Below are 25681 nucleotides of genomic sequence, written 5' to 3'. Positions count from 1 at the left end.
TCGTTGTATATATGTCTTGCGCCCTAGGTCCGATTATCTTCAATCGCTATCCTGTTATAATACGGAAGGATTTGACGAAATTCGTCCTACATACACCAAGATTCAGTCAGGAGTGAGCCTATTGAGGCGAATCATTTGGACAGGTACGGCCATTGCCATGCTTGCAGCAGGGGGAGGGGCCGCTTACGCGGTTCCGGGCACGGCATCCTATGAATCGGGAGCAAAAGCAGGACAAGAGACATCTCCCGTTGCCAGCGGGCAGGGACTGCGGTCTCAGCAGCCGGGCCATGAGGAACCGGAGACCCGGGGCACAGCCTATGCGGACGGAACCGCAGCCAAGGCTTCCGCAGGCATGCTCGGCGGCTCGCAGACGCCCGCAGTCTCGGCGGCGTCAGGCGCGGGCGGCAGCTCCGCATCGGCGGCGCAGGGAACGCAAGCGGGCGGCAGCCCGCAGGCGGCATCGGCAGCAGGAAGCGCTGACCGCCAGCAAGCTGCGGGAGCTATCGCCGATTACGCCCTGGATCAGCTCGGCACTCCCTATGCCTACGGCGGCGCGTCGCCAACGGGCTTCGACGCCTCAGGCTTCCTCTACTACGTCTACCGCTACTCGCCCGCGGCCTTGAACTTGCCGCGCACGATCGCGGAGCAGTTCAAGCAGGGAGCCGACGTAGGCGGACAAAGCCTGCTTCTGCCGGGCGACGCCGTCTTTTTCCGCAGCGGCTCCGCGATTACTTTCGCCGGCATCTATACCGGCAACCGCGAGTTCGCCGCCGCCACGGTGGATGGAGTCAAGCTGTCGAGCCTCACTTCGGCATACTGGCAGGAGCGCTACGCCGGCGCCCGCCGCATGACCGGGACGGGCACGGGCAGCGCTTCCTCCGGCTCATCCGGCAGCGGCAGCGGCTCCGAGAGCGGCCTGACCGCTCCGGACAGCCCTTCCGGCACGCTGGCCGGCACGGCCTATTTCAGCGGCATATCGAAGTATTTGGCGGCGGCGAAGCCTGTGCTGCCGCCATCCGCCTACAACCGCCTCGAGGAGAAAGCCGAGCTTGGCCTGCAGCAGTATGAGCACGGCTTGTACGCCGACATGCTGGAGAGCCACCAGGAAGTGGCCGATCTGATCGAAGCGCTGCCCGCCGCCGCCCGGACCGCGATCGGGATCAAAGGCAGCGAGATCTACGGCTCTACCCTTCCGGCCGGCCTTTACGACATCAGCGCCGCGGGGGGGCTGAACCTGCATCCGGAGAGCGGATATAAAGTCACCTTGATGCAGCAGGCCGCCGCCGAGCAGCTGTGGACGCAGGTAAAAGCCATGTATCCGAAAGCCTATCTGTCCCTCATCAGGCAGTTCCGGCTGGAAATCAAGCGGGGAGCCGTCTCCCGGACGGAAACGATCGGCAAAGCCCAGGTCCGGCTCGTTCTCGATCCTTCCGACCTGACGCCGGGAGCCAAGGAGCGCACCCGCTGGGCGCTCGCCCATGAGCTCGGACGCCTGGTCACCCAGCAAGGTCCCGGCGGCTCCGAGCTGGACCATCTGGGTTCGCCGTCCGCGGCTGCGGACGGAGCGGGCGGAATCATCGGCTCGGCATATGGAGGTCCCGCTCCGGGAAGCGGCCAATGGGCTTATTTCCGCAAGGACTCGCTGATGACCCGGTACTACAGCAAATTCTGGACGCCGGAAGTCGTGCGGGATGCGCGGGCCGGCAAGCCCATGACCGCCATCTACACGAAGCTGTTCTTCCGCGAGGCCAGCGCCTATCAGGCGGGAGAGGACATCGCCGACGCCTGGGCCGCGTTCATTCTGTACGACAAGCCGATCAAGCCCGTCGACCGGCGCGACGAGAAGGTGCTGTTCTTCTATTCCAGTCCCGAGCTCGCCGCCGTCCGCTCCGAAGCCCGCAAAGGCATGGCTTTGGCCAAATCCTATCCCAAAACGACCACCTTCGCCGACCTCATCGGTCCGCGGACCTGGTAGAACCGAGGGCAGTCCGGAATATCCGGGCCGCCTTCTTTTGCGTATCCGCCCGATTTCACGTCCGGATCCGGTGAAATCACCGAATGTCCCATTCCATGACCGGCTTGAAAACATATGTAAATAGAGAAGAAGAAGCGGCTGCTCGGCAGCCGCTCCTTGAAATGACCGGCTGCCAGATCCCATCCAAAGGAGTGACATCAAACGGGTATGAAACTGTCGGATGCCGTCATGAACCTGCTCGCCCGCCACGGAATCCGTCATCTGTTCCATGACCGGTCCGCCGCTTCGCCGGAGAAGACATCCTTACTCGCCGCAGCGGCCCGCTCCGGCATCGCCGCCGAAGCATTGCCGGATCTCGCCTTGGCCGAGGCTGCGGCCGAAGGCTGTTCGGCTGCAGCCGGCCGGCCTGCGGCCGTCATCGGGACAAGCGGGCCGCAAGGCGGCTGCACTGCGCTGTTATTGCTCTTATACAGCGAGAAGGAAGGATTTCCCGCCATGCCTTCGGGCAGGCTTGCTGCCGATGGAGCGACGCCTCCGTTCCATTCGGAGGACGCCGCCTCTTTCGACGCTGTTGCGGGCGCTGCAGACCTGTACGCCAAGATCGGCAAAGCCCTCTTTTTAGCTGACCGCGCCCGCTCTCTCCGGGCATCGTTCCGCTTGACCGGAATCACTCTGGAGCAAAACGCCGATTCCCTTCCGCTGCAGCCGTTCAAGGAATCGGAGGCCTACTGGGAGCTGCTCGCCTCGGAGCCCCCGATTCGGGATTCCGACCTCGACGGCTTGATCGAGAGCCTGCGCGTATCTAAACGTCCGCTCCTCGCTGTCGGGGCGGGGGTCCGCCTCTCCGGCGCCGCCGCAGAGCTCCGGGAATTGCTTGAGCTGACCGGAATTCCCGCCGCAGCAAGCCTGGGAGGCCTGGACTCGCTGCCCTCCGGCTCGCCGCTCCATCTCGGCCTCGCGGACGGTTCCCGTCCATCCAAGCCGGATTTGGTGCTGGCGCTCGGATGCACCTCCGCCTTCTGCGGCTGCCTGCGCGGCACGGGAGCCAGGGTTATCCGCGTGAATTACGAGAGCTGCCGGTACGGGAGCCCTGAAGGCTCGCCGGATTTCAACAGCGATCCCCGGCTGTTCCTGACCGCGCTATGCTCGCGGCTGCGGGCGATCGGATTTTCCCGCTCCCCAAAAGCGACCCGCCGCAAGCTCCCGGCTTCCGGGAGTCCTCTTCCGGCTGTTCTGCTTCCGGATGCTTTGCTGATCGCACGCCCGGACCTCCCCGGTCTGAGGAAGCTTTTGAATCGATCGCCTCTTCGTCCCGGCCAGCGGCTCATTTCCATTGCCGGCGGTCCGGAAAGGACGGCTGCAGCCGCATACGGAGCGATGATCGCAAGGCCGGATCGGGCAGCAGCGCTCATGGCGGACAGCCGCAGCCTGTCCGCCATTCCATCCGAGCTGCTGAAGCGGCTCGCTCCCGCCGGTTCGGAGCCTATGCCGAGTCCATTGCCTGGCAGCCGCATCCTGCTGCTCCCGCTTCGGAAGCCTGCGGCTTCCGGCCCGTCTGTGATATAATTCAGCCGCAAGCTCAGCGGCCTTCAAGTCCCTTCACGACGGATTCCAGATTTTCCTTGGACACTCCGTTCAGCTCCGGGAAGCCTTGACGCTCCAGGCTCACCGTCTTTCCAGCCTGAATCGGGTATACGCCCTTCAGCAAGCCGAGCACCTGATAGCCGTCCTGTCCTTCCAGCTTCTTGAGGAAGATCAGGTAGTCCGGCCCGGATGCCCAGGCTCCTGGATACCGCTCGTTGGCCTCCGTCTGCGAAGGCGGCGGCAACGGCTCGATGCCGGTCGTTATGATTCGGACCGTGCTGCTGGACGGGCATTTGAGCATCCGCTCCACGGTGAACGGCTGGACAAAATTAACCAGCCTCCCCTGAGGAGCCGTGCGGTCGGTCAGAACCATCCGGTCGCTGTCCGAGAAGCGGCCGACGGCGATGCAGTCGGCTTGCTTGGCAAGCTGGGATGCGCTGACGACCGTCGTATCGTCCACGACATCCTTGTCGAGACGGAACGGAGCGGCTGCGGCCCCGGCGACGGCAATAGCAGCCAGCAGCAGCACGGACGCCATTGCCGGCGATATCCGTCTTTTACCGGAGGGTGATCTTCTCTTCCAGGCTTTCATCGTTTGCTGCACCTCGATTCACTCGGATTGCCAATATAGCCGGCCTAGCGCTAGTATGGATTGGAAGCGTTGGAATATTCGCGGCATCGGCCCGGCCCGGGCCGTCCATCACCAGTCAAGGAGGAATATAACCATGGAATACCGCAAGCTGGGCGCCAGCGGGCTGCGCGTGTCGGCCATCGGTCTCGGCACGAACGCCTTCGGAAAAAGAGCCGATGAAGAGACCAGCATCTCGATCCTGCACAGCGCCTTCAGCCACGGCATCAATTTCATCGACACCGCCAACATCTACGCCGGCACCGAAAGCGAGCGGATCATCGGCAAAGCCATTCAGGGCCGAAGAGCCGACATCGTTCTGACGACGAAAGCCGGGCTTCCGAGGGGCGAAGGACCGAACAGCCGCGGAGCGTCCCGCAGCCATCTCATGACGGAGCTGGAAGGAAGCCTGCGCAGGCTCGGAACGGACTATGTCGATCTTTACCAGATCCATACGTTCGATCCCGAGACCCCGCTGGAGGAAACGCTCCGCACGCTCGATGACATGGTCCGCTCCGGCAAGGTGCGGTACATCGGCGCCTCCAATTATCAGGCCTGGGAGCTCATGAAAGCGCTCGGAATCAGCGATCGTCTCGGCCTGAGCCGCTATGCCTCGATTCAGACGAGCTACTCGCTTGCCGACCGTACGCCCGAGATCGAGCTGGTGCCTTTATGTCTGGATCAAGGCCTCGGCCTGATTCCCTACTTCCCGCTCGCAGGCGGAATCCTTACCGGCAAATATGCAGCTGGAGCCGACGCCCCGGCAGGCTCCCGGCTGGAGACGGATCCGGCGTTCGGCCGCTTCATGAAGGGCGATTATATCGGCCTCGGCCAAGACGTATCCGAGCTGGCCGAGGAAGCCGGATGCGAGCCCGCGGCCCTGTCGATGCGCTGGCTGCTGGACAAGCCGGCCGTGGCGAGCGTCATCGCCGGCGCCACAAGCGCCAGGCAGCTGGAGGCGAACCTCCGCAGCCTCGAGCTTGCTCTGGAGCCGTCCATCAAGGACGAGCTTGAGCGGATCAGCCGCCCGTTCCGCTACGGCGAGCCCTTTGCGAGCTACCGGTTGTAGAGAGGCGGCCAGCCGGCAGGCCTCATGCCTTCCCTCCCGATCATGAACCCCCTGGTTGCGCTATGGTTCAATGTGACGGTTTGGCAGCGCGGCCGTGCCGGATGCCGATGGGCTAGACAACTGGGCGCTCTATCCGGATAATCGGCTTCCGCGGAACCATGTCCGGCCTCTTGCGGCGATCGCCTCTTTGGCGGCCTTTATCCTGGATTTCCGCAAGCTTTCTTGATGTTTGGGTTTGAAGCGCATCCTTTCCATTCCATGTTCCCGAGTGCTTCAAAGGGCATGGTTGGCGTGTATGAATGCACAGACCTATGAAAGCTTAAAGGAGATTCCTATGCCCTCTCCATCCCTGTCCAAAGCCCATCGCACGACATGGCCTCGTCTGGTCGGCCTCATCCTGTTCGCCATTCTCATGATTTCAGCCTGCTTGTACCATTTGCGCGAGCCGGAAGGCTTCGCCTCGATGCTGCCCGGCTGGGTCCCGCTGCGGGTCCCGATCATTTACGCGACGGCCGTGCTGGAAGCGGCCATTGCCGTGCTGCTTCTCCTTCCGGCTGCGCGCGGCTGGACTGGAAGGGTTGCAGCGCTGTATTTGATCCTCATTTTTCCTGCCAATATATATGCGGCGGCCCAAGGAATTCCGTTTCCCGGAACCGAGCACACCTCCCCTGCGGCTCTCTGGCTCCGGCTGGCGTTTCAACCGCTGCTGGTCTGGTGGGTGCTCTGGTGCTCGCGTTACCCGTTTCCCGGCAGCTCCCGGACCGCTCCTCGCCCGGAATAGCTTCCCGAAAAGAAACGGCGCTGCAGGAAACAAGCGGCGCTGCATGGGCGGTTTATGAATCAAGCGGCGCATGGGAGGTTTAAGACAAGCGGTGCATGGGCGGTTTATGAATCAAGCGGTGCTGCTTGGAGACTCAAGCATGGCATGAACGCTTCTGGAACAAGGTTCCGGGCTCGACCTTCGTTGGTTTGAAATACAGAACGCCCTCCGGCCATGCCGGAGGGCGTTCTGCTTTTTGTAGAAAGAATCAGGCAAGAGCAAGTGTGCCATGGCGATTAGCCGTTGAAGACATCAGCCCACGTCTCTTTCAGTGGCCGCCCATCATCATTTGCGGTTCCGGACTCCGTTCGCTTCCGTCCGCGCCTTTCTGAGGCTTCGGCTTATTCAGCAGGAATCCGACGAGAACGCCGAGCACGGCGACCCAGATCAGAATCGCGAAGGTATCGCCATAAGAAGCTGTCAGCAGCTTATGGGGATCCTGGCCGAGCTGCGGCGAATAATGCTTGATGCGGCTCGTCACGTAAGTGGACAATCCGGCGATGGCCAGCGACGAGATGACCTGCTGAAGCGCGGCCGTCAGCGAGGTGACGCGTCCGACCAGATGAGCCGGAGCCGATTGGATGATATGCGTGTTGAGCGGCATCATGGAGATGCCCATGCCGGCGCCAAGAAGGACCAGCGGCAGGATCATGCCCGATACGCCGGTGTCGACGGTAATGCGGGAGAACAGGAAGGCTGCGCCCGTAATCAGGGTCAGCCCGCTGATGACGAGCGGACGAGCGCCGATGCGGTCGTACAGCCTGCCTCCGATCGGCATGAAGAGGCCCGCCGCCAGCGCTTGCGGCAGCAAGACGAGGCCGGTTTCCAGAGGCGTATAGTTTTTCCCGGTTTGGAGGAACAGCGGAATCATGAAGATCGTGCCGAAGAGCGCGATCTGGGAAATCCACTGGACGATGACGCCCCGAGAGAAGTTGGCGGATTTGAACACCCGCAGCTCAAGCAGCGGATTGCGTCGACGAAGCTCGACGATAATGAAGATAATCAGCGATACGCCACCGACAACAAGGCCGGTAATCGTTCGCGCAGAGCCCCAGTCGGTGCCGCCTTCGGATACGCCATAGGCGAGACCGGCGAAGGCAAGAGGGCCGAAAATCATGCCTTTGATATCAAGCTCCGGAACGCTCTGCCGATCGATGGCAGGCAGCGTGCGCAGGCCGAGCAGGACGGCGACGACGCCGATCGGCAGGTTGATGAGGAAGATCCAGTGCCAGGATACGTCCTGAACGAGCCAGCCAGCAACGACCGGGCCGAGCGCCGGAGCGAGCAGCATCGGAATGCCGATCATGCCCATTACGGCTCCGACCTTGCCTGGAGGAGCGATTCGGTAGGTGAACGCCATGGCGATCGGCGCAACCATGCCACCGCCGAGCCCTTGCAGCACGCGGTAAATGATCAGCTGATCCACAGTCGTCGCCAAGGCGCAGAGGCCCGAGCCGACCGTGAACAAGATGACGGAGACGAGAAAGATCGTTTTGGCCCCGAAACGGTCGGACAGCCAGCCGGCGAGCGGAATGACGGCTGCCTGGGCAAGCGCGTAGCCGGTTACCGTCCACTGGACCAGAGTCAGCGAGGTGACGCCGAAATCTTGCTGCAGCTGGGGCAGCGCCACGTTCATCGCCGTCCCGTCCAAAATGACCATGAACATGCCGATGATGATGGCGACCAGCGGCACCATGATGGCGCGCATGGATACTTCCGCTGCTGCGGAAGGCGAGGCTTGAGGTTGGCTCGACACCGGTTTCCCACTCCTTGTTTCCACGGTTTCCGTGGTTTCTCTTTGTCGCGTTCATTGACCGTCTGCCAGCAAAAAGATACAATATGGACACTGAGCAACGATGCCCCGACTGACAGCGGACAATTGTCCGCTAATGAACGTATTGACTATAGCGGACAATTGTCCGGGTGTCAATACGGCTATTTTGCTATAGAAAGATGTGACGTTCATGTCTTCGATTTATAAGCGCAAGGAGTCCCAGGAACTCAGCGAGTCGATTCTAGAAACGGCCCGCGCCTTGTTCGCCGAGCACGGCGTCGACGCCGTGAGCATGCATCAGATCGCCAAGACGGCCGGTGTCGGCCAAGGCACGCTTTACCGCCGCTTTTCACAGAAGGGCGAGCTGTGCATGGAGCTGATGGAAGATTATTTCAACGGGCTTCAGGAAGACGTCCAACGGTCTCTAACCGAAAACGCTTCCTTGGCGGTGAAAGAGAGAGCGACGCTCGTCATCCGCGAGCTTGTGCTGAATCTGATGAACAATATCCAGCTGATGGAAACGATCTACGCCGCCATTTTCGCCGGACGCAGATGCGAGAAGGAAATGTCGACCTTTTTCGACTCTCCTCCTTACCAATTCCTGTTCGGCACGGTGCAGGGACTGCTCCAGGAGGCCGTAGATACCGGCGCTGCCGCAGCGGGAGTCTGTCCGCCCATCAACGCCCATCTGCTCATATCGACGCTCGCCCCCCAATCGCTGAACCATCTTCGCGACCAGACCGGCTATACGCCGGAGGAGCTTGCCGGGGTTATCAACCGGACCATCGTCCATCCCCTGTTTGTCTGAAGCGAATGAGCCGGTTGTTGTCCTGCCAGAATGAGCCGGCAGCAAGGATGATTCGTCTGCAAGGATGATTCGGCAGCAAGCAAGGGCTTGCATCTTTAGCACTTCATTTTCACCCCCATATTGTCAGCCGGTCATGAAGAACATGCCGCCATTGGTACGCAGCTTTGCTGCGGCCAGGGCGGCTTTTTTCTGCCCGTTGGATGGGTTGCATCATACCTGGTTAACCAATCTAAAGGGAGTGATAGCTATGCAATCTTTATTCGAGACGGAATACGAGGCTTGGCTGAGCAAGAACATCCAGGAAGAAGAAAACCCGCGCAGGAGAGAGCGTCTCGAAGTCGGTCTCGGACATGGTACGGTTGAATTCCTCCGAACGGTCTGGTTTCCTTCCGTCGGCCACTTTGAACATTTGTATCCCGAGTGGGAAGTGAGAGATTTTGCCAACGGCTATCGGTACCTGGATCTGGCCTATAGACCCGGAAACGCCAAAGGCGGCATAGAAATCCAAGGTTACGGACCTCATGCAAGGGATTTGGACGTTAGACGCTTCAAGGATCTCTGCCGACGTCACTGCCTGCTGGCATTGGACGGGTGGATATTCCTGCCGATAGCCTACCCGTCCATTGTGGACGAGCCCAAGCAATGCCAGCAGCTGATTTTGGCTTTTATCGGCAAATTCGTAAGCACGGATCTGTCGGCTTCCCTTACGGCAGCCGAGGCCGAGGCTCTCCGCTATGCAAGGCGGATTCTGCGCCCATTCAGTCCGCTGGAGTTTGCAGCCCATATCAAGGTCAGCGACAGGCACGCCAGGCGGATTCTCGGAAAACTGGCCTCGCTTCAGCTGTTGAGAGCGGCAAGCGGCACAAAACGCATACGGTCCTATCAAATTTGGCTTTAAGGGAATTTGAGCGGGATGTATATTGAGCTGGTTAACGAGCCCATGCTCGTACGCTTTACGGTCGATGGTTCATGGTGGGGATTATCGTGCTGATTAACTAATTCATGCTCATGTTCATCAAGGCTGATGGTCATAACGGGGTTGTTTTGCGGGTTAACTACCTTAGTGCCAGTACGTTTCATGTTGATGTTTCATAGCGGGAATGATCTTGTTGGCCAACTAACTCATGCTTTGCACTTCAAGGTAATTGGTTCGTGGCGGGGGTTGTTTTGCTGGTTAACTACCTTAATTCCGGTACGTTTCATGGTTGATGTTTCATAGCGGGAATGATCTTGCTGGCCAACTAACTCATGCATTGCGCTTCAATGTCGCAGGTTCGTGGCGGGGGTTGTTTTGCGGGTTAACTACCTTCTGCTCGTACGCTTCATGTCGATGTTTCATGGAGGAAATGATCTTGTTGGCCAACTAACTCATCCATTGCGCTTCAATGTCGCAGGTTCGTGGCGGGGGTTGTTTTGCGGGTTAACTACCTTAGTGCCGGTACGTTTCATGTTGATGTTTCATAGCGGGAATGATCTTGATAGCCAACTAACTAACTCAAGCTTTTGCTCTTCAAGGTCGTCGATTCATGGCGAGGACTTTCTTGCTGGTTAACCTAACTATTCTCGTACGTACTCTCGGAAGTTATCTTACTAGCTAACTGCCCTGCACTTGTGCTCTCCGGACGGCTGTTCCGATTTGATGCAAGGCCAGTTTAGGAGCCAGTAAGATGTGATGCCGTTCTATCGGACATACGATCCGTTATTTAGGCCATTTACATCGTTATAAAAAATTTAACGGACATCAGATCCGCTATTTTGAGTGAAAAGGCTGTTTTCAGCTCATTTTCCGCCAAATAACGGATCCTATGTCCGATAAGTCAAAAATTATGGGAGTTATTCCAAAATAACGGATCCTATGTCCGATAAAAGTCCAGCACTTTGTACCCACTTCGTTGTTATGACACTGGATTCCCCTAAATTAAACTGCAAGCGCCCATACTGCCACGCAGCGGCAATGCTGCTCCCCCCTCTGCCGGGTCTCCCTTACGGGCATGCAAAGCAAGGCCATGCTGCCCCTCTGCAGGGGATCCCCTTACGGACATGCAAAGCGGGCAATGCTGCCCCTCTGCCGGCGCCCGTACGGCCACGCAGCAGCGATGCTTCTCGCGCTTCGGCCTGTCTGCGCCACCCAGCCGCGCAGCGGCAACGCAGCTCGCTTGTCTGCGGCCCTACTGCAGCGACGCGCCCCGCGCTCCGCGGAGAGCCTGCCCCCGCCTAGCGGGCCGAAGCCAGCGCCGCGTCCACTTCCGCACGGGACGGAAGCCCGTCCTGCGCGCCGAAGCGCGTGACCGACAGCGAGGCGGCCTGCACGGCGAACGCCAGCGCTTCGCGCAGCTCGCCGTCATTCGGCGCGCTTCCGCCGCCAGCCGCAAGCTCCGCCAGCTTCACGCACAGGGCCGCGTTCAGCGTATCTCCGGCGCCGGTCGTATCCACGACCTTCACCTTCGGGGCGGCCACGGTCTGCAGCTTGCCGTCCTCGCCGAGGAAGGAGCAGCCCGCGCCGCCGCGCGTCAGAATGACGCGGCTGCCGACCTCGCGCTGCCATACCCCGAGCGCCTCTGCGATCTCCGGATCGCTGGCCGGCTCCTTGCCGGAAAGAGCCGCGAACTCCGTCTCGTTCGGCGTGACATAATCCGCCAGGGCAAGCAGGTCCGCCGGCAGCTCCTGTGCGGGCGCCGGATTGAGCACCGTGGCGGCACCTGCCGCACGGGCAATCTCCAGCGACCGGCGCACCGCATCCAGCGGAACCTCCAGCTGCACGAGCAGCACATGGGACTGCTCGATCTGCTCCCGGTGCCGCTCTACCCACTCGCCGGTGCATTCCCCATTGGCTCCGGCTACGATGACAATGCAGTTGTCATCCTCAGTATGATAGATCGAAGCAATTCCGGTCGGCGCCGATTCATGGACTCCGATGGCTTCCGATTGTACGCCCATCTTTTTCATCTGGTCGAGCATTTGACGTCCGAAAGCATCGTCTCCGACCTGCCCGATCATGCCGGTTCGAACCCCAAGCCTCGCCGCTCCCGCTGCCTGGTTGGCCCCCTTGCCGCCGGGCAGCGTGTGCAGCTCCCGTCCTGCAAGCGTTTCCCCTTCGACCGGCATCCGGTCCATGCTGATGACCAAATCCATATTCAGGCTGCCCACGACCGTAATCCGCGGCTCTGTCCCATTTGCGCGCATGCTCATTTTCCGCAACCTCCACCAACGTTTTTCACTCGTCCAACCATACCATATTATCATCGACGGTTACAGCCGCAGCAAGCCGATTTCGGTGCCGGACGTTTCCTCCGGGCTTTTTGCATAACAAGCCGATTTCGGTGCCGAACGTTTCCTCCGGCCTTTTCGCATAGCAAGCCGATTTCGGTGCCGAACGTTTCCCCCAGCCTTTTCGCATTAATCCAAAAAAACCCTAATCACCGCCATCTCATTCCGCTATAATTGAAACCAGTACATATCCTTTTATCCAAAGAGGTGGATTTCATTGGCAGTCAAATTCAGCGAATACCGTTATGAGCGCCCCGAGCGCGAGGCCGTCACCGGCCGTCTGAAGGAACTGATCGCCTCGATCCGCGAGGCAGCAAGCTTCGAAGCCCAGGATGAGGCCATCGCCGCCTTCAACAAAAGCCGCAGCGATGTCGAGTCCATGTTCCAGCTGGTCTATATCCGCCATTCCGTGGATACGAACGATGAATTCTACAAAGCCGAGCAGGAGTACGCGGACGAGCTCAGCCCTGTCCTCCAGGAGTACACGACGGATTTCTACCGGGCGCTGACGGAATCTCAATTCCGCTCGGAGCTGGAAGCCAAATACGGCAAGCAGCTGCTGGATATCGCCGAGCTGTCGCTTAAAACCTTCAAGCCGGAAATCATCGAGGATCTGCAGCTGGAGAACAAGCTGAAGACGGAGTACGGCCAGCTGATCGCATCCGCCAAAATCCCGTTCGACGGCCAGGAGCTGACGCTTTCCCAGCTCATTCCTTACACCCAGTCCACCGACCGCGAGGTGCGCCGCAGCGCCAGCGAAGCCCGGTTCGGATTTTTTGCGGAAAAAGAGCCCGTCATCGACCGCATCTATGACGATCTCGTCAAAGTCCGCACCTCCATCGCCCGCAAGCTCGGCTATGAGAACTACGTCCAGCTCGGGTACGACCGCCTCGGACGGACCGACTACGATGCGGCGATGGTCGCCGGCTACCGCAGCCAGGTCCGCGAGCACATCGTCCCGGCCGTCATCAAGCTGCGCGAGCGCCAAGCCAAGCGGATCGGCGTCGATACGCTGCATTACTACGACGAGGACTTCAACTATTCCAGCGGCAATGCCACGCCCAAGGGAGATCCCGACTGGATTCTCGACAACGGCCGCCGCATGTACAAGGAGATGGCTCCGGAGCTCGACGAATTCTTCCAGTTCATGTCCGACCGCGAGCTGCTGGACCTATTGAGCAAAAAAGGCAAGGAAGGCGGAGGCTACTGCACGTATATCAGCTCCTACGAGTCGCCGTTCATTTTCGCCAACTTCAACGGCACCTCGCATGATATCGACGTGCTGACCCATGAAGCGGGACATGCCTTCCAGGTGTACATGAGCCGCGGCTTCGACATTCCCGAATACCTCTGGCCGACGATGGAAGCGGCCGAGATCCACTCCATGAGCATGGAATTCCTCGCGTGGCCGTGGATGGAGCTGTTCTTCAAGGAAGATACGGACAAGTACCGCTTCAACCATCTCGATTCGGCGCTGTCGTTCATTCCGTACGGCGTTTCCGTGGATGAATTCCAGCATTTCGTCTATGAGCATCCGGAGGCGACGCCTGCCGAGCGCAAAGCCAAATGGCTGGAAATCGAGGAAACCTATCGTCCGGGAAGAAGCTTCGACGGCAACGATTACCTGGAGCGCGGCGGGTTCTGGCAGAAGCAGAGCCATATTTTCCATACGCCGTTCTACTACATCGACTACACGCTTGCCCAGCTGTGCGCGTTCCAGTTCTGGAAGCGCTCGGGCGAGGACTTCCAGACCGCATGGCAGGATTATCTCGCGCTCTGCCGCCTCGGCGGAAGCAAATCCTTCACCGGCCTCGTGGCCAGCGCGGGACTGATCTCGCCCTTCCAGGACGGCGCCGTCACCAGCGTCATCGGCCAGATCAACGGCTGGCTGGACAGCATCGACGACAGCAAATTCTAGCCTTCCGGCTTCGATTTCGAAGCCTCCGAAGCAAAGGCCGCTCCCCCGGATTGTCCGGCGGGAACCGGTCTTTTTTGCATTTTGGCGCTTTTTCGGCTTATAATTAGGGTAATAGACGGAAAAAGGGGGAAAAGATCATGATGATGCACTCACGCTCGTTCTATCGATTGTTTTCATCGGTTTTTATCGTGCTCATCATGACTTTGTTTACTCCCACTCCTCCGCTCGGCATTCATGAAGCAGCCGAGAGCTCTTCCGCCGCGACCGTAGTCCGCAGCCTGGAAACCGGCATCCACACAACGGTAAGATCCAGCGCCAGCGCGAGCAATGAGGCCGCAGCCATCCTCAAGACCAAGCCGATGCCGAAGACCGCCAAAATTCCGGGAGCCTTCATGCTCCTGTTCCTGCTGTCTTCCTGCTTCCCTCTCAAGGCCAGCTTTTCCCCGCGCATCGAGCGCAGACTCCTGTCCCAGAAGCTTCTTCCCGTCCTGAAAGGATCCATGGCGCCAAGCTGCTTGTAGAAGACTCATGACCGCTTCCCAAACCTTCGTCCTGCTCCACGGTTTCCAGAGGCCTGTTTGCCGCTCCCTTGCTTTTCCAAGGGCTGGCTTGGCTCTCCCCTGCGCTTTGACCGTGCCTTTCTTTTCTTGAGCAGCCTTTGATTGGAAAGAGGTTATTTAGGCATTCTATAACCAGCAGACCATGAGACATTTCATGAACAGGAGGGATTTCCTAATGGATATCCGTGAAACCTATCTGCCCGGAATCGGGCAAAAATTCGTACTGACGACGATCGGCGGCGACAAGCTTGTCATCGTCGTGCATGACGACGGACGGCGGGAATGCTTCCGTTATACGGACGATTACGATGACAGCCTCCCCGTCTTCACGCTCGAGGACGACGAAGCCCGCATGATCGCTTCCATTCTGGGAGGCATGCAGTACAAGCCGCGCGCGGTGGAAAGCATCGAGATGGCGCTGGACGACCTCATCATCGAGTGGTACCGGGTCGAGCCGGGATATCAATGCCGCAACAAGTCCATCGGCAGCCTCCAGGTCAGGCAGCGCTCCGGCGCGAGCATTCTGGCGGTAGTCGACCGGTCAGGCGGCAAGCATATCAATCCGGGACCCGAGCTGGTCCTGACCGAGGAGGCGCTGCTCATCGTCGCAGGCGAACGCGGACAGCAGAAGGCGTTCCGGGACATCCTGAAGAACGGATGTGAGTGACCATGGAGCATATCGTACTGGAAATCGGCTTGGCGATCGCTCTTGTCGCCATGGCGGGCATCCTGTCCTCCTGGCTTAAATTTTCGGTCATTCCTTTTTATATCCTGATCGGCATGGCTGTAGGACCGCACGCCTTCCACTGGGGCCACTTCGATCTCCGCTTCATCCACAGCGCCGAGCTGATCGACTTCTTCGGCCGCATCGGCGTCCTCTTCCTGCTGCTGTACCTTGGACTCGAATTCTCGGTCGGAAGGCTGCTCAAATCCGGCAAGTCGATCGCCGTGGGCGGAAGCATCTACATCGGCATCAACTTCACCGTCGGCCTGCTGTTCGGCTTCCTCACCGGCCTTCCGCTTGCCGAGGTGCTGATCATTGCGGGAATCACGACCATTTCCTCAAGCGCCATCGTCGCCAAGGTTCTGGTCGATCTCAAGCGGACGGCCAACCCGGAGACGGAGATGATTCTCGGCATCATCATGTTCGAGGACGTTTTCCTGGCTGTCTATATCTCCATCGTCTCCGGCCTCGTGCTCAGCTCCTCCTCTTCGGTGGGAGGCGTAATCCTGTCGGCGCTCATCGCCTTGTTCTTCATGCTCGGCGTGCTGTTCGTCGGCCGCAAAATCGTTCCGCTGCTGAACAAATGGCTGGACATCCGCTCCAACGAGCTGTTCCTGCTCGTCGTCTTCGCGGCGCTGTTCATCATTGCCGGCTTCGCCGAAACGATCCATGTCGCGGAAGCGATCGGCGCCCTGCTCGTAGGGCTCGTGCTCGCGGAAACGAAGCATGCGCATCGAATCGAGAAGCTGATCCTGCCGTTCCGCGATTTCTTCGGCGCTCTGTTCTTCTTCGGCTTCGGCCTCACCATCGACCCCACCGCCCTTGGCGGAGCCGTCTGGATGGCTCTGATCGCCGTCGCCCTGACGCTGGCGGGCAACTTCGCCGCGGGCATGCTGGCCGGCCGCAGCGCCGGGATGCCGCCGTACGCATCGGCCAAGATCGGACTGACGATCGTGGCGCGCGGAGAGTTCTCGATCATCATGGCCAACCTGGCCATAGCCGGCGGCCTGTCGGGCATCATCCAGCCGTTCGCCGCGCTTTACGTCCTGATCCTGGCTATCCTGGGACCGCTGTTCACCAAGGAGAGCAAGCGCGTGTACGCGGTGCTGGATCCGATCTTCCGCTTCACATCAAGAGCGGAGCGCCGCAAGCAGCAGCGCGCTCAGCAGCCTTCTTGACCGGTTTTGAACGGCAGGCCTGCCAGGCCTGCCGTTTTTTTTCATGGGCATGGCGCATTTGCCGGCGCGGCAAAAGGCATGGTATAAAAAGACAGCAAGCACCTTTCGGCTTTAGAGTGCGCCGGATGCGTTTAAAAGGGTGTTGAAGGGCTCGAATCCGCACCTTCCTGTCCCTGGGGCGATCGGCCCTGACGGGACAGGACGGGAGCCGATCGTCCGGCACAGCCTGGAAATCCACCTGCGGAAGGAAGTGCTCCATATGAAGCAGCTGAAGCATCTGGACAAGCTGGAGCTCGCCGAGGCAGTCAAGCTCGCCGATCTCGTCTTCCGGGATCCCGGCCAGCGCTCGATGGGGGAATCGTTCCCCGCTATATTCGACCCGGCTCTGGGCCTGTCCCTCGGCGTGATCGAGGAAGGGAGAGTCGTTTCCTTCATCGGCTTCGTGCCGCAGCAGATCGCCGTCGGGGACGCCGTGCTCGACGCCTGCGCGCTCGGATCGGTATGCACCCATCCCGATTATCGCGGGCAAGGCCATGCCAGCGTGCTGCTCGGCGAAGCGTTCCATCAAGCCGAAGCCATCGGAGCCTCGCTTATGCTGATCTCCGGCACGCGCTCCCTATACCGCCGCAACGGCTGCCACGCCTTCGGCTCGATGCGCCGCTACCGGCTCGAAGCCGGCGTCCAGCCGCAAGCAGATCCGAGAGCGAGACCTCTGCGGCCCTCCGACTGGTTCCGTCTCCACTCGCTTTCCAACGCCAAGCCCGCCGCCTACCGGCGCAGCGTCGCGGAGCTGGCCGGTCAGCTCCGGAGCGCGGCAGTGGCGAGCATGTACGATTTCACGCACAGTTCCTTTGTCCTGGAGGAGGACGGAGAGCTGGCCGCATACGCCGTCATCGCTTCCGGGCCTATCCCCGCCGGCTCGGACATGGAGCCTTTCGTCGTGGAATGGGGCGGGGACGACTTCAAGGCGCTGGCCGCGATGAGGGCCGCCATGCAGGAGATGAGGCTTCCCTCCCTGCTGCTGTTCGTCGGCTCCCACGAAACGCGGATGCAGCTGCTGCTGCAAGGCAGCCTGTATTCCGGGAGCCATAACCAAGGGACGGTGAAAATCATCGACCTCCCCTTGCTGTGGCGGCAGCTGAGCCCCTATCTGGAAGGCAGGCGGAAAAACGGGCTGGCCGCCCCTTCCGTAATGGAGCCTGTCCGCAGCCCCAGCGGCGAATTCGCGCTCCGGCTCGGAGAAGACGAGATCCCGCTCTCCATGCGCGAGTGGACGGCGCTGCTGTTCGACGGGCCCGATGCCGAGCTGGACGACGGTCCCGACGCTTTCGTCCGGCAAGGTGCCGCTCCGGAAGCGGATGCCGGGTCTACCCGGTCCGCAAGCGACTCCGGGGCGGTTGCCGGGTCTGCCCGGTCTGCAAGCCGATCCGGGGTTGATGCCGGGTCTACCCGGTCCACCAGCCGTTCCGGGGCGGATGCCTCCGCCGAGACGGCGGTCGCCGTCCAGACCCCGGCGGAGCCGGCGAGCGGTCCAAGGCTCCCTTTTACCCAAGAGCAGGCTCGGATGCTGAGGCCTTATTTCCCGATTCCGTTCCCTTACACGGCAGGCTTGAGCTATATTTAAGTCCGAACAATACAGCAGCCGTCCCTCTCCCGCACAAGATGCGGCCGAGGGACGGCTGCTGCTTCGTTAAAGGCGTCGTTATAGGCCGTCGCAATCCGGACGTGAGCTCAAGGGGTCAGAACGAGCTCCAGCCGCTCCAGCGCCCAATCGAGCTCTTGCCGGGTAATCGTCAGCGGCGGCGCCAGCCGGATCGTCCGCTCATGCGTTTCCTTGCACAGCAGGCCCAGCTCCATCAGCCTCTCGCAATACGGCCTGGCTTCCGTGAACAGCTCGATGCCGATAAAGAGGCCTCTGCCCCTCACCTCCCGCACGAGCGGGCTGGCCAGCCGGCCCAGGCGTCCCGCAGCGTAAGCTCCCAGCTCGTCGGAGCGCTCCGCCAGCCGCTCCCCTTGCGTCACCTCGAGCGCGGCAATTCCGACTGCGGCCGCCAGCGGGTTGCCGCCGAAGGTCGAGCCGTGCGAGCCCGGCTCGAACACGCCGAGCAGCCCGGCATCCGCCGCGACAGCAGAGACGGGGAAGACGCCGCCTCCGAGCGCTTTGCCGAGCAGATAGGCGTCCGGCTCCACGCCTTCCCAGTCGCAGGCGAAGCGCCGGCCCGTGCGCCCGAAGCCGGTCTGGATTTCATCGGCGACGAAGAGGACGCTGCTGGCGCGGCAGAGCTCGGCGGCCTTTCGGAGATAGCCGTTCGGCGGAATGACGATTCCGGCTTCTCCCTGGATCGGCTCGACGAGGAATGCGGCTGTATGTTCCGTTACAGCGGCTTCGAGAGCGGGCAGGTCGCCGTAAGGGATGACCCGGAAGCCCGGCGTGAACGGTCCGAAGCCGCGCCTGTATTCCTCGCTGGAGGAGAAGGAGGTGGCCGTGACCGTGCGCCCGTGGAAATTGCCCTCGCAGACGATGATTTCCGCGAGCCCGTCGGGCACGCCCTTGACGTCGTAGGCCCAGCGTCTCGCTGCCTTGACGGCGGTTTCCACTGCCTCTGCCCCTGTATTCATGGGCAGAATCATGCCTTTGCCGCTATAAGAAGCCAGCTTCTCGTAGAACTCTCCGAGCTTGTCGTGATGAAACGCTCTCGAGGTCAGCGTCACGCGGTCGGCCTGGTCCTTGAGCGCCTGGACGATGGCGGGATGCCGATGCCCCTGGTTGAGAGCCGAGTAGGCGCTCAGCATATCCATGTACCTGCTGCCTGCCGGATCCTCGACCCAGACGCCTTCCGCCCGGCTGATGACGATGGGCAGAGGATGGTAGTTGCGCGCCCCGTAAGCTTCCGTTTGGCGGATGACAGAATCGGTGACGGGATGGTTGCCGGTTGGACTCATGATGTGCCGTCGCCTCCTTTTGTTCCATTCTATGCTTCGTCCGCGAGGGGGCATACCCGAACCATGTAGAATGCGGTATGATAGGAGCGTGCCAGGAAACACTACAATTGATTGGGACAGGGATCCAAGAAGGGATGAGAACAATGGCTTTCAGGCTCGAGCATGATTTTCTAGGGGAGAAACAGGTTCCCGAAAGCGCTTACTACGGAATCCAGACCTTACGGGCGGTCGAGAATTTCCCGATCACCGGCGTGCCGATCCATCATGAGCTGCTGACGGCTCTCGCTCACGTGAAGAAAGCGGCGGCCAGGGCCAATATGGACGTGCACCTGCTGCAGCCTGCCGTAGGCCAGGCTATCGTCAAGGCATCGGAAGATATCATCGACGGCAAATACGCGGACCAGTTCCTCGTCGACTCCATCCAGGGCGGCGCAGGCACTTCGATCAATATGAACATGAACGAGGTTCTCGCCAACCGGGCGCTGGAAATTCTCGGCTATCCGAAGGGCGATTATTTCCACTGCAATCCGAACAACCACGTCAATATGTCGCAATCGACCAACGACGCGATTCCGACCGCGCTCAAGATCGCGGCATTCGGACTCACCAAGAGCCTGCTGACCGCTTTGACCGCGCTCCATGCGGGGTTCATGGACAAGAAGGTGCAGTTCGACGACGTCATCAAAATGGGCCGGACCCATCTGCAGGACGCGGTGCCGATCCGGATGGGACAGGAATTCGGCGCCTACGCGGCCGTCCTGGCGCGCGACATCGCCCGCATCAAGCGTTCGGCCGACAACATCCTCACCGTCAACATGGGAGCGACCGCCGTCGGAACCGGCCTCAATGCAAAGCCGGAATACATCGAGTCGGTCATCCGCCATCTGCAGGAGCAGCTTGGCTTGCCGATCCAGGCGGCGGAGGATCTTGTGGACGCGACCCAGAACAGCGACGGCTACACGGAGCTGTCGGCCGCGCTGAAGGTATGCTCGGTCAATCTGTCCAAGATCTGCAACGACATCCGCCTGATGGCATCCGGTCCTCGCGTCGGCCTCGCCGAGCTCATGCTCCCGCCGCGCCAGCCTGGCTCCTCCATCATGCCGGGCAAGGTAAACCCGGTCATGGCCGAGGTCGTCAACCAGGTCGCCTTCCAGGTGATGGGCAACGACCATACGATCTGCATGGCATGCGAGGCCGGACAGTTCGAGCTGAACGTCATGGGCCCGGTCATCGCCTTCAACCTGCTGCAATCGCTAAAAATTCTGCGCAACGGCGTCGACGTCTTCCTGAAATACGCCGTCGAGGGCATGGAAGCGAACCGCGAGCGCTGCGAGACGTACGTCAACAACTCCTTCGGCATCGTGACCGCCCTCAACCCGCATCTGGGCTATGAGGTCGCGGCGCAGCTCGTCAAGGAGGCGCTCCGCACCGGCTTGTCCATCCGCGATCTGATTCTGGAGCGCGGACTGCTGACCCCGGAGGAGATCACCGAAATTCTGAATCCGTACCAGATGACCTCTCCCGGCATTTCCGGCGAGCGGCTGCTGGACGACGCCAAATAGAGCGGACTTATGAACCCCCGTTTTGCGGGGTATAGCGGACTTATGGATGCCCCTGTTTTTGGAGGCCGCTGAAAAACAAGCGAAAGGCGCGGAATCGTTCCGGAGCAACGATGTGGTGACCTTTGTCACCGCATTTCGACCGCAAAAATGGCAAGAATCGGAGAAATACGGGGACAACAGCGATCGGAAGAATGATCCGCGAACGCAGCGACAACTTTTTCAGCGGCCTCCGTTTTTACGGGGGCTTCTTTTTTTTTCCGGCGGGACGTTCTAAAAATAAATCTCGGACCCTGCTTGTCCGCCCTGTTTCCCCTCCAGCCGAAGCCGTGTATCTACGAGTATTCAGCTGAAGCGCCATACGCCGACCCAAAAACGAAGAGGAGGAGAAACACCATGACAACGCCGATTGCAGGAATCTTCAACTCCGAGAAGGATGCCATTGCCGTCATTGAGGAGCTCAAAGCCGCAGGCTGCTCCAAAGAGGACATTTCCGTCCTGCGCCGGGGAAGCGAGGAATACGAAGGCGTGTCCGGCACGAACGGAACCGAAGGGCTGGCCGCCGGAGCCGCCGCGGGAATCGTGCTCGGAGGCGCAGCCGGCATTCTGGCCACAGCCGGGCTTCTCTTCATACCGGGCATAGGCCCGCTGCTGGCCGCCGGCCCTATCGCCACCGTGCTCGCTGGAGCCGCCGTCGGCGGAGGAGCGGGCAGCGTCGTCGGAGGCCTGGTCGGTCTCGGCATCCCCGAGCAGGATGCGGAAGCGTACCGGGCTCTCCTGGAGAACAACCGCCTGCTCGTCTTCGTGTCCGTCGAGGAAAGCCGCCGCTCGCGGGTGGAAAGCATATTCCAGGTCTATGGCTCCCTGTCCGCTTCCTCTGCCGCCGCCTCGCCGGACGGATTCCGCTCCATCCCGATGCGTAACGAGTCTCTGCAGGGAGCCGCGGACGACATGAGGGTATTCATCAGCTCCAAGCCTTCCGATTCCACGCTGGATCAGCCCGCACCCGTTCAGGAGATCGTCATTCCGCATCTTCCCTCCGGCGATTGACGCAGTACTCGCCGCCATCCGCAGGAGAGGAACTCCCGGAGTCCTCATGCGGTCAGGCTCGCGGGTCCGTTCTTATCCGCTATGGGCAGCGCTGCCGGCAGCTGGGTTTGCGTTCAACTAAAAAAAAATCCCCGAACCGTCCGGTTCGGGGATTTTCGCATCTGTGGATCGACGGTCAGCCGATCAGCTCTTCGGGTGCTTTGTACGCATAGCCGAGATCGCGGGCGACCGCCTCGTAGGTGACATGGCCGCCCATCGTGTTGACGCCTTCGCGGATCGGCTGTGATGCGCGGATGGCGTCCTGGGCTCCGGACCGGGCGATCTGGAGCGCGAACGGCAGCGTGGCGTTCGTCAGGGCGAGCGTGGACGTGTACGGCACCGCTCCCGGGATGTTGGCGACCGCATAATGCAGGACGCCGTGCTTCTCGAACACCGGATCGTCATGCGTCGTGATGCGGTCGATCGTCTCCACGCTGCCGCCTTGGTCGATGGCCACGTCGACGATGACGGAGCCCTTCTGCATCGAGCGGACCATTTCCTCCGTGACGAGCTTCGGCGCCTTGCCGCCCGGGATCAGCACCGTGGAAATGACGAGATCCGCTTCGCGAACCGCTTCGGCGATGTTGTGCGAGGTGGACTGCAGCGTCTGCAGCTGGTTGCCGAAAATGAGCGCGAGCTCGCGCAGGCGGTTCGTATTGGTGTCGAGCACGGTCACGTCCGCGCCGAGGCCGACTGCGATCTGAGCCGCGTTCGTGCCGGCGATGCCGCCGCCGATGACGGCCACCTTGCCGCGCTTGACGCCGGTCACTCCGGCGAGCAGAATCCCTTTGCCGCCGCGTGCGCGCTCCAGCATCTGAGCGCCGACCTGCACCGACATGCGGCCGGCTACTTCGCTCATCGGAGCGAGCAGCGGCAGCGCGCCGTTCACGCGGATCGTCTCGTAGGCGATGGCGGTAACGCCGGATTTGCGGAGCGCTTCGGCAAGGAGCGGCTCGGCCGCGAGGTGGAGGTAAGCGAACAGGATGAGGCCTTCGCGGAAGTAGCCGTATTCGGAGGAAAGCGGCTCCTTGACCTTCATGACCATGTCGCTTTTGCCCCATACATCGGCTGCTTCCGCCACGATGACCGCGCCTGCGGCTTCGTACTGGGAGTCCTCGAATCCGCTTTCGGCTCCGGCGGAGCGCTCGACCAGCACCGTATGCCCCGCGCGCACGAATTCAACGGCTCCCATCGGCGTCAAGGCGACGCGGTTCTCGTTGTTTTTGATTTCCTTTGGAATTCCGATTTTCATGGGACAGCCACCTCGTCTATAATGGATATTGCCTTCTACCGTCATGATACGGGAAGGGGCCAAGTCTGGCATCTTACACGTTGTCGATATTTTCTCTCCTTGGGCTCGACTTCTTGCCGATTGCTCACACGGTTCTGGCAGCTTTGCCGCCGTCGGCATGTCGCGATTGCCCGGAAAGGTGTCTTAGCGAGTGAAAACAACCGATCTGCATGTCCGGGACGTGCTTCAGCGTCCCTTGTTCGCCCATGCCCGGCTCGCCGCCGGCCAGGTAGGCCTCGGCAAGCGCGTCGGCTGGGTGCATGTCATCGAAATCGTGCAGGTAGCCCCGTTCATCAGCCGGGACGACCTGATTCTGACGACCGGCCTCTGGCTGAAGCAGGCCCAGCAGGACCGTCTCGACTATTTGCGCCAGCTTATCCGCCAGGAAGCCGCAGGACTTATTCTCGAGCTCGGGACGAGCATCGAAGAGGTTCCCGCGGAGGTGCTCGAGCTGGCGGAGCAGCATGGCTTCCCCGTCATCGTTTTCGACCATCCGGTGCGGTTCTCGGAAATCACCCAAGACATCCACTCTCTCATCATCAACCGTCAGCGCTCCCATCGGGACCTTGCGGAGGGCTTCTCCCGCCGCCTGCAGCAGCTGACGCTCCAGCACAGCGATATTATGCCCGTCCTTCGCCTGCTTCATGGGGATACGGGACGGCAAATCGTCTTTTATTCCCTCCTTGAAGCGGATCGCCATTACCCGCAGCTGCCTCCTGTCTCCGGCGGTGCGCCCGGCCTTGCCGATTTCCCGTTCCGCCGGCTGGAGCGCGAAGGCGTTCTCGGCGACGGGAAAAGCGAGCTTCTGCTGCCGCTGGACAGCGGAGGCAGCCTGCTCCTGCGGCCCGTTTCCTGTTACGGCCAGCTGCTCGCGGCGGTCGGAACGCCTCTGCCCGACAATGACGGGGAGGCTGCCGCGCAGCTCTCTCCTTATCTGGATGCGGCCGCCTCCGCTATCGCCGCTCTCATGCTCCGCACCCAATTCCGGCGGGAGCACGACAACCGGCTGCAGGACCAGCTTATCCCGGAGCTGCAGGAAGGGCGGATCGCGAGCGAGGATCAGGCCCGCACTATGATCGGGCTGACCGGACGGATCCCGCAGGACCGCATCTGCCTCAGCCTGCCGGGGCAGCTGGAGCTTGAGGAGCGGTCCCCCGAGGATGGCGTAGACCGCCTCGAAGCCGCGCTGAGGGATCTGGCCGTGCTGCTGCGCACGCTGATCCGCAAGTACAGCCTCAAGGGAAGCGTGCAGGCGCGCAGCGGCGGACTCCAGTTCCTGCTGGCGCTGGAGGCTCCGCCTGCCGCCGCCTCCGACCGGCTGCTCTCGTCCTCGCAGTCGCTGCTGGAGGACATCCGCCGCTTCGGCGAAGACCAGCTCGACGGCCTCGCGCTGCGCGCCGCCGCCGGCAAGCCGCGCAGCAGGCTGCTGGATGCCCCGCTCGGCTTCCGCGAAGCGGCCCAGGCGCTGGAGGTGGCTCGGAGCGTGACCGAGCTCGGCCCGGTCGTGTTCTATTCCAGCCTCGGCGCGTACCAGCTGCTCAAGGCCATTCCCGATCCGCAGCTCCTGGACCGGTTCGTCCAGGACCATCTCGGCGCGATCCTGCGCCTGGAGAAGGAGAGCCGCCTGCAGCTGCTGGAGACGCTCGACATGTATCTCAAATGCTTCGGCTCGAAGCATGAAACCGCCAAACGGCTGTTCATCCACCGGCAGACGCTGTACAACCGGATGGATAAGCTGACCGAGCTGATCGGCGAGCCGTTTCTGGAGCCGCATAAGCGCGTCGGGCTGGAAATCGCGCTGATGGCCTATAAGCTTCAGAACGGCACCGCGCTCGGCAGGCGGCTGGGGCCGTAAGGATAGAAACCTCCCGAGCGGAGTTAGCGGAGTTAGCCGACTTAGCCGATTTTTTCGGCTTATTCCCGCCTGCGAGCCGTTCACTGGCGGAATAAGCCGATTTTTCGGCTTATTCCCGCCTGCGGGCCGTTCGCTCGCAGAATAAGCCGATTTTTTCGGCTTATTTCCGCCTCCGGGCCGTTCACTGGCGGAATAAGCCGATTTTTTCGGCTTATTCCCGCCTGCGGGCCGTTCACTGGCGGAATAAGCCGTTTTTTTCGGCTTATTTCCGCCTGCGGGCCGTTCACTGGCGGAATAAGCCGATTTTTTCGGCTTATTTCCGCTTGCGGGCCGTTCGCTCGCGGAATAAGCCGATTTTTTCGGCTTATTCCCGCCTGCGGGCCGTTCACTGGCGGAATAAGCCGACTTTTTCGGCTTATTTCCGCCTGCGGGCCGTTCACTGGCGGAATAAGCCGATTTTTTCGGCTTAATCTCGCCTGCGGGCCGTTCACTCGCAGAATAAGCCGATTTTTTCGGCTTAATCTCGCCTGCGGGCCGTTCACTGGCGGAATAAGCCGACTTTTTCGGCTTATTTCCGCCTGCGGGCCGTTCACTGGCGGAATAAGCCGATTTTTTCGGCTTATTCCCGCCTGCGGGCCG

19 protein-coding genes are annotated in these 25681 nt (G+C 60.9%); 14 read left to right on the top strand and 5 right to left on the bottom strand.

The features are described 5' to 3' along the window. The first annotated feature begins 121 nt into the window (after positions 1-121). Both VE23_RS21420 and VE23_RS21415 read left to right on the top strand, forming a co-directional pair. Positions 122-1975, top strand: coding sequence for a C40 family peptidase (locus tag VE23_RS21420; protein ID WP_049869060.1), 1854 nt, complete (start codon positions 122-124; stop codon positions 1973-1975). 207 nt (positions 1976-2182) lie between these two features. After that, positions 2183-3541, top strand: a complete 1359-nt coding sequence (locus tag VE23_RS21415; protein ID WP_049869058.1) for a hypothetical protein — start codon at positions 2183-2185, stop codon at positions 3539-3541. A gap of 13 nt (positions 3542-3554) precedes the next feature. On the opposite strand, the gene VE23_RS21410 is transcribed toward VE23_RS21415, so the two are convergent. Further along, positions 3555-4097 carry a hypothetical protein gene (locus tag VE23_RS21410; protein WP_048749805.1) on the bottom strand — a complete coding sequence of 181 codons (543 nt, stop codon included), beginning with the start codon at positions 4095-4097 and terminating at the stop codon, positions 3555-3557. 187 nt (positions 4098-4284) lie between these two features. Between VE23_RS21410 and VE23_RS21405 the strand changes: the two genes are divergently transcribed. After that, positions 4285-5256 (top strand): aldo/keto reductase, encoded by a 972-nt coding sequence (locus VE23_RS21405; protein WP_049869057.1) that lies wholly within the window; start codon positions 4285-4287, stop codon positions 5254-5256. 334 nt (positions 5257-5590) lie between these two features. Next, positions 5591-6037 (top strand): DoxX family protein, encoded by a 447-nt coding sequence (locus VE23_RS21400; RefSeq protein WP_049869056.1) that lies wholly within the window; start codon positions 5591-5593, stop codon positions 6035-6037. 307 nt (positions 6038-6344) lie between these two features. On the opposite strand, the gene VE23_RS21395 is transcribed toward VE23_RS21400, so the two are convergent. Continuing rightward, a complete protein-coding gene (locus VE23_RS21395; RefSeq protein ID WP_048747038.1) occupies positions 6345-7784 on the bottom strand; it encodes an MDR family MFS transporter in 1440 nt (479 codons plus the stop codon). 256 nt (positions 7785-8040) lie between these two features. On the opposite strand from VE23_RS21395, the gene VE23_RS21390 reads away from it, so the two are divergent. Both VE23_RS21390 and VE23_RS21385 read left to right on the top strand, forming a co-directional pair. Continuing rightward, on the top strand, positions 8041-8658 hold the full coding sequence (locus VE23_RS21390; protein ID WP_048747034.1) for a TetR/AcrR family transcriptional regulator: 618 nt from the start codon (positions 8041-8043) through the stop codon (positions 8656-8658). Between the two features lie 247 nt (positions 8659-8905). After that, positions 8906-9556, top strand: coding sequence for a hypothetical protein (locus VE23_RS21385; RefSeq protein WP_049869055.1), 651 nt, complete (start codon positions 8906-8908; stop codon positions 9554-9556). 1316 nt (positions 9557-10872) lie between these two features. On the opposite strand, the gene rbsK is transcribed toward VE23_RS21385, so the two are convergent. Then, entirely contained in the window at positions 10873-11847 is a 975-nt protein-coding gene (rbsK, locus tag VE23_RS21380; RefSeq protein ID WP_084781613.1) for a ribokinase, read from the bottom strand. A 295-nt stretch (positions 11848-12142) separates the two neighbouring features. On the opposite strand from rbsK, the gene VE23_RS21375 reads away from it, so the two are divergent. The 5 genes from VE23_RS21375 (at position 12143) to VE23_RS21355 (ending at position 17929) form a co-directional block, all read left to right on the top strand. Then, positions 12143-13843 carry a M3 family oligoendopeptidase gene (locus VE23_RS21375; protein WP_048748755.1) on the top strand — a complete coding sequence of 567 codons (1701 nt, stop codon included), beginning with the start codon at positions 12143-12145 and terminating at the stop codon, positions 13841-13843. A gap of 137 nt (positions 13844-13980) precedes the next feature. Then, entirely contained in the window at positions 13981-14364 is a 384-nt protein-coding gene (locus tag VE23_RS21370) for a hypothetical protein (RefSeq protein WP_021881905.1), read from the top strand. A 214-nt stretch (positions 14365-14578) separates the two neighbouring features. Continuing rightward, positions 14579-15070 carry a cation:proton antiporter regulatory subunit gene (locus tag VE23_RS21365; protein WP_048748754.1) on the top strand — a complete coding sequence of 164 codons (492 nt, stop codon included), beginning with the start codon at positions 14579-14581 and terminating at the stop codon, positions 15068-15070. Between the two features lie 2 nt (positions 15071-15072). Beyond that, positions 15073-16305, top strand: a complete 1233-nt coding sequence (locus VE23_RS21360) for a cation:proton antiporter (RefSeq protein WP_049869054.1) — start codon at positions 15073-15075, stop codon at positions 16303-16305. 259 nt (positions 16306-16564) lie between these two features. Further along, positions 16565-17929, top strand: coding sequence for a GNAT family N-acetyltransferase (locus VE23_RS21355; RefSeq protein WP_048749874.1), 1365 nt, complete (start codon positions 16565-16567; stop codon positions 17927-17929). Between the two features lie 107 nt (positions 17930-18036). On the opposite strand, the gene VE23_RS21350 is transcribed toward VE23_RS21355, so the two are convergent. Then, a complete protein-coding gene (locus VE23_RS21350; protein ID WP_048749876.1) occupies positions 18037-19248 on the bottom strand; it encodes an ornithine--oxo-acid transaminase in 1212 nt (403 codons plus the stop codon). A 134-nt stretch (positions 19249-19382) separates the two neighbouring features. Between VE23_RS21350 and aspA the strand changes: the two genes are divergently transcribed. Further along, on the top strand, positions 19383-20810 hold the full coding sequence (aspA, locus tag VE23_RS21345; protein ID WP_048749881.1) for an aspartate ammonia-lyase: 1428 nt from the start codon (positions 19383-19385) through the stop codon (positions 20808-20810). A 393-nt stretch (positions 20811-21203) separates the two neighbouring features. Next, entirely contained in the window at positions 21204-21857 is a 654-nt protein-coding gene (locus VE23_RS21335) for a general stress protein (RefSeq protein ID WP_069202507.1), read from the top strand. A 175-nt stretch (positions 21858-22032) separates the two neighbouring features. On the opposite strand, the gene ald is transcribed toward VE23_RS21335, so the two are convergent. After that, positions 22033-23148 (bottom strand): alanine dehydrogenase, encoded by a 1116-nt coding sequence (gene ald / locus VE23_RS21330; protein ID WP_049869052.1) that lies wholly within the window; start codon positions 23146-23148, stop codon positions 22033-22035. A gap of 190 nt (positions 23149-23338) precedes the next feature. Between ald and VE23_RS21325 the strand changes: the two genes are divergently transcribed. Continuing rightward, positions 23339-25042, top strand: coding sequence for a PucR family transcriptional regulator (locus VE23_RS21325; RefSeq protein WP_049869051.1), 1704 nt, complete (start codon positions 23339-23341; stop codon positions 25040-25042). The last annotated feature ends 639 nt before the right edge of the window (positions 25043-25681 follow it).

Source organism: Paenibacillus sp. D9 (assembly GCF_001188365.1).
Taxonomy (GTDB): Bacteria; Bacillota; Bacilli; order Paenibacillales; family Paenibacillaceae; genus Paenibacillus_O; species Paenibacillus_O humicus.
The sequence above is the reverse complement of the archived record's forward strand: the minus strand, read 5'-3'. Positions and strand labels throughout refer to the sequence as shown.

Excerpts from the sequence above, each read along its gene's own strand:
- VE23_RS21415 (WP_049869058.1), top strand. The coding sequence starts at position 2,183 with ATGAAACTGTCGGATGCCGTCATGAACCTGCTCGCCCGCCACGGAATC.
- VE23_RS21410 (WP_048749805.1), bottom strand. The coding sequence starts at position 4,097 with ATGGCGTCCGTGCTGCTGCTGGCTGCTATTGCCGTCGCCGGGGCCGCA.
- VE23_RS21405 (WP_049869057.1), top strand. The coding sequence starts at position 4,285 with ATGGAATACCGCAAGCTGGGCGCCAGCGGGCTGCGCGTGTCGGCCATC.
- VE23_RS21400 (WP_049869056.1), top strand. The coding sequence starts at position 5,591 with ATGCCCTCTCCATCCCTGTCCAAAGCCCATCGCACGACATGGCCTCGT.
- VE23_RS21395 (WP_048747038.1), bottom strand. The coding sequence starts at position 7,784 with ATGCGCGCCATCATGGTGCCGCTGGTCGCCATCATCATCGGCATGTTC.
- VE23_RS21390 (WP_048747034.1), top strand. The coding sequence starts at position 8,041 with ATGTCTTCGATTTATAAGCGCAAGGAGTCCCAGGAACTCAGCGAGTCG.
- VE23_RS21385 (WP_049869055.1), top strand. The coding sequence starts at position 8,906 with ATGCAATCTTTATTCGAGACGGAATACGAGGCTTGGCTGAGCAAGAAC.
- rbsK (WP_084781613.1), bottom strand. The coding sequence starts at position 11,847 with ATGAGCATGCGCGCAAATGGGACAGAGCCGCGGATTACGGTCGTGGGC.
- VE23_RS21370 (WP_021881905.1), top strand. The coding sequence starts at position 13,981 with ATGATGATGCACTCACGCTCGTTCTATCGATTGTTTTCATCGGTTTTT.
- VE23_RS21365 (WP_048748754.1), top strand. The coding sequence starts at position 14,579 with ATGGATATCCGTGAAACCTATCTGCCCGGAATCGGGCAAAAATTCGTA.
- VE23_RS21360 (WP_049869054.1), top strand. The coding sequence starts at position 15,073 with ATGGAGCATATCGTACTGGAAATCGGCTTGGCGATCGCTCTTGTCGCC.
- VE23_RS21355 (WP_048749874.1), top strand. The coding sequence starts at position 16,565 with ATGAAGCAGCTGAAGCATCTGGACAAGCTGGAGCTCGCCGAGGCAGTC.
- VE23_RS21350 (WP_048749876.1), bottom strand. The coding sequence starts at position 19,248 with ATGAGTCCAACCGGCAACCATCCCGTCACCGATTCTGTCATCCGCCAA.
- aspA (WP_048749881.1), top strand. The coding sequence starts at position 19,383 with ATGAGAACAATGGCTTTCAGGCTCGAGCATGATTTTCTAGGGGAGAAA.
- VE23_RS21335 (WP_069202507.1), top strand. The coding sequence starts at position 21,204 with ATGACAACGCCGATTGCAGGAATCTTCAACTCCGAGAAGGATGCCATT.
- ald (WP_049869052.1), bottom strand. The coding sequence starts at position 23,148 with ATGAAAATCGGAATTCCAAAGGAAATCAAAAACAACGAGAACCGCGTC.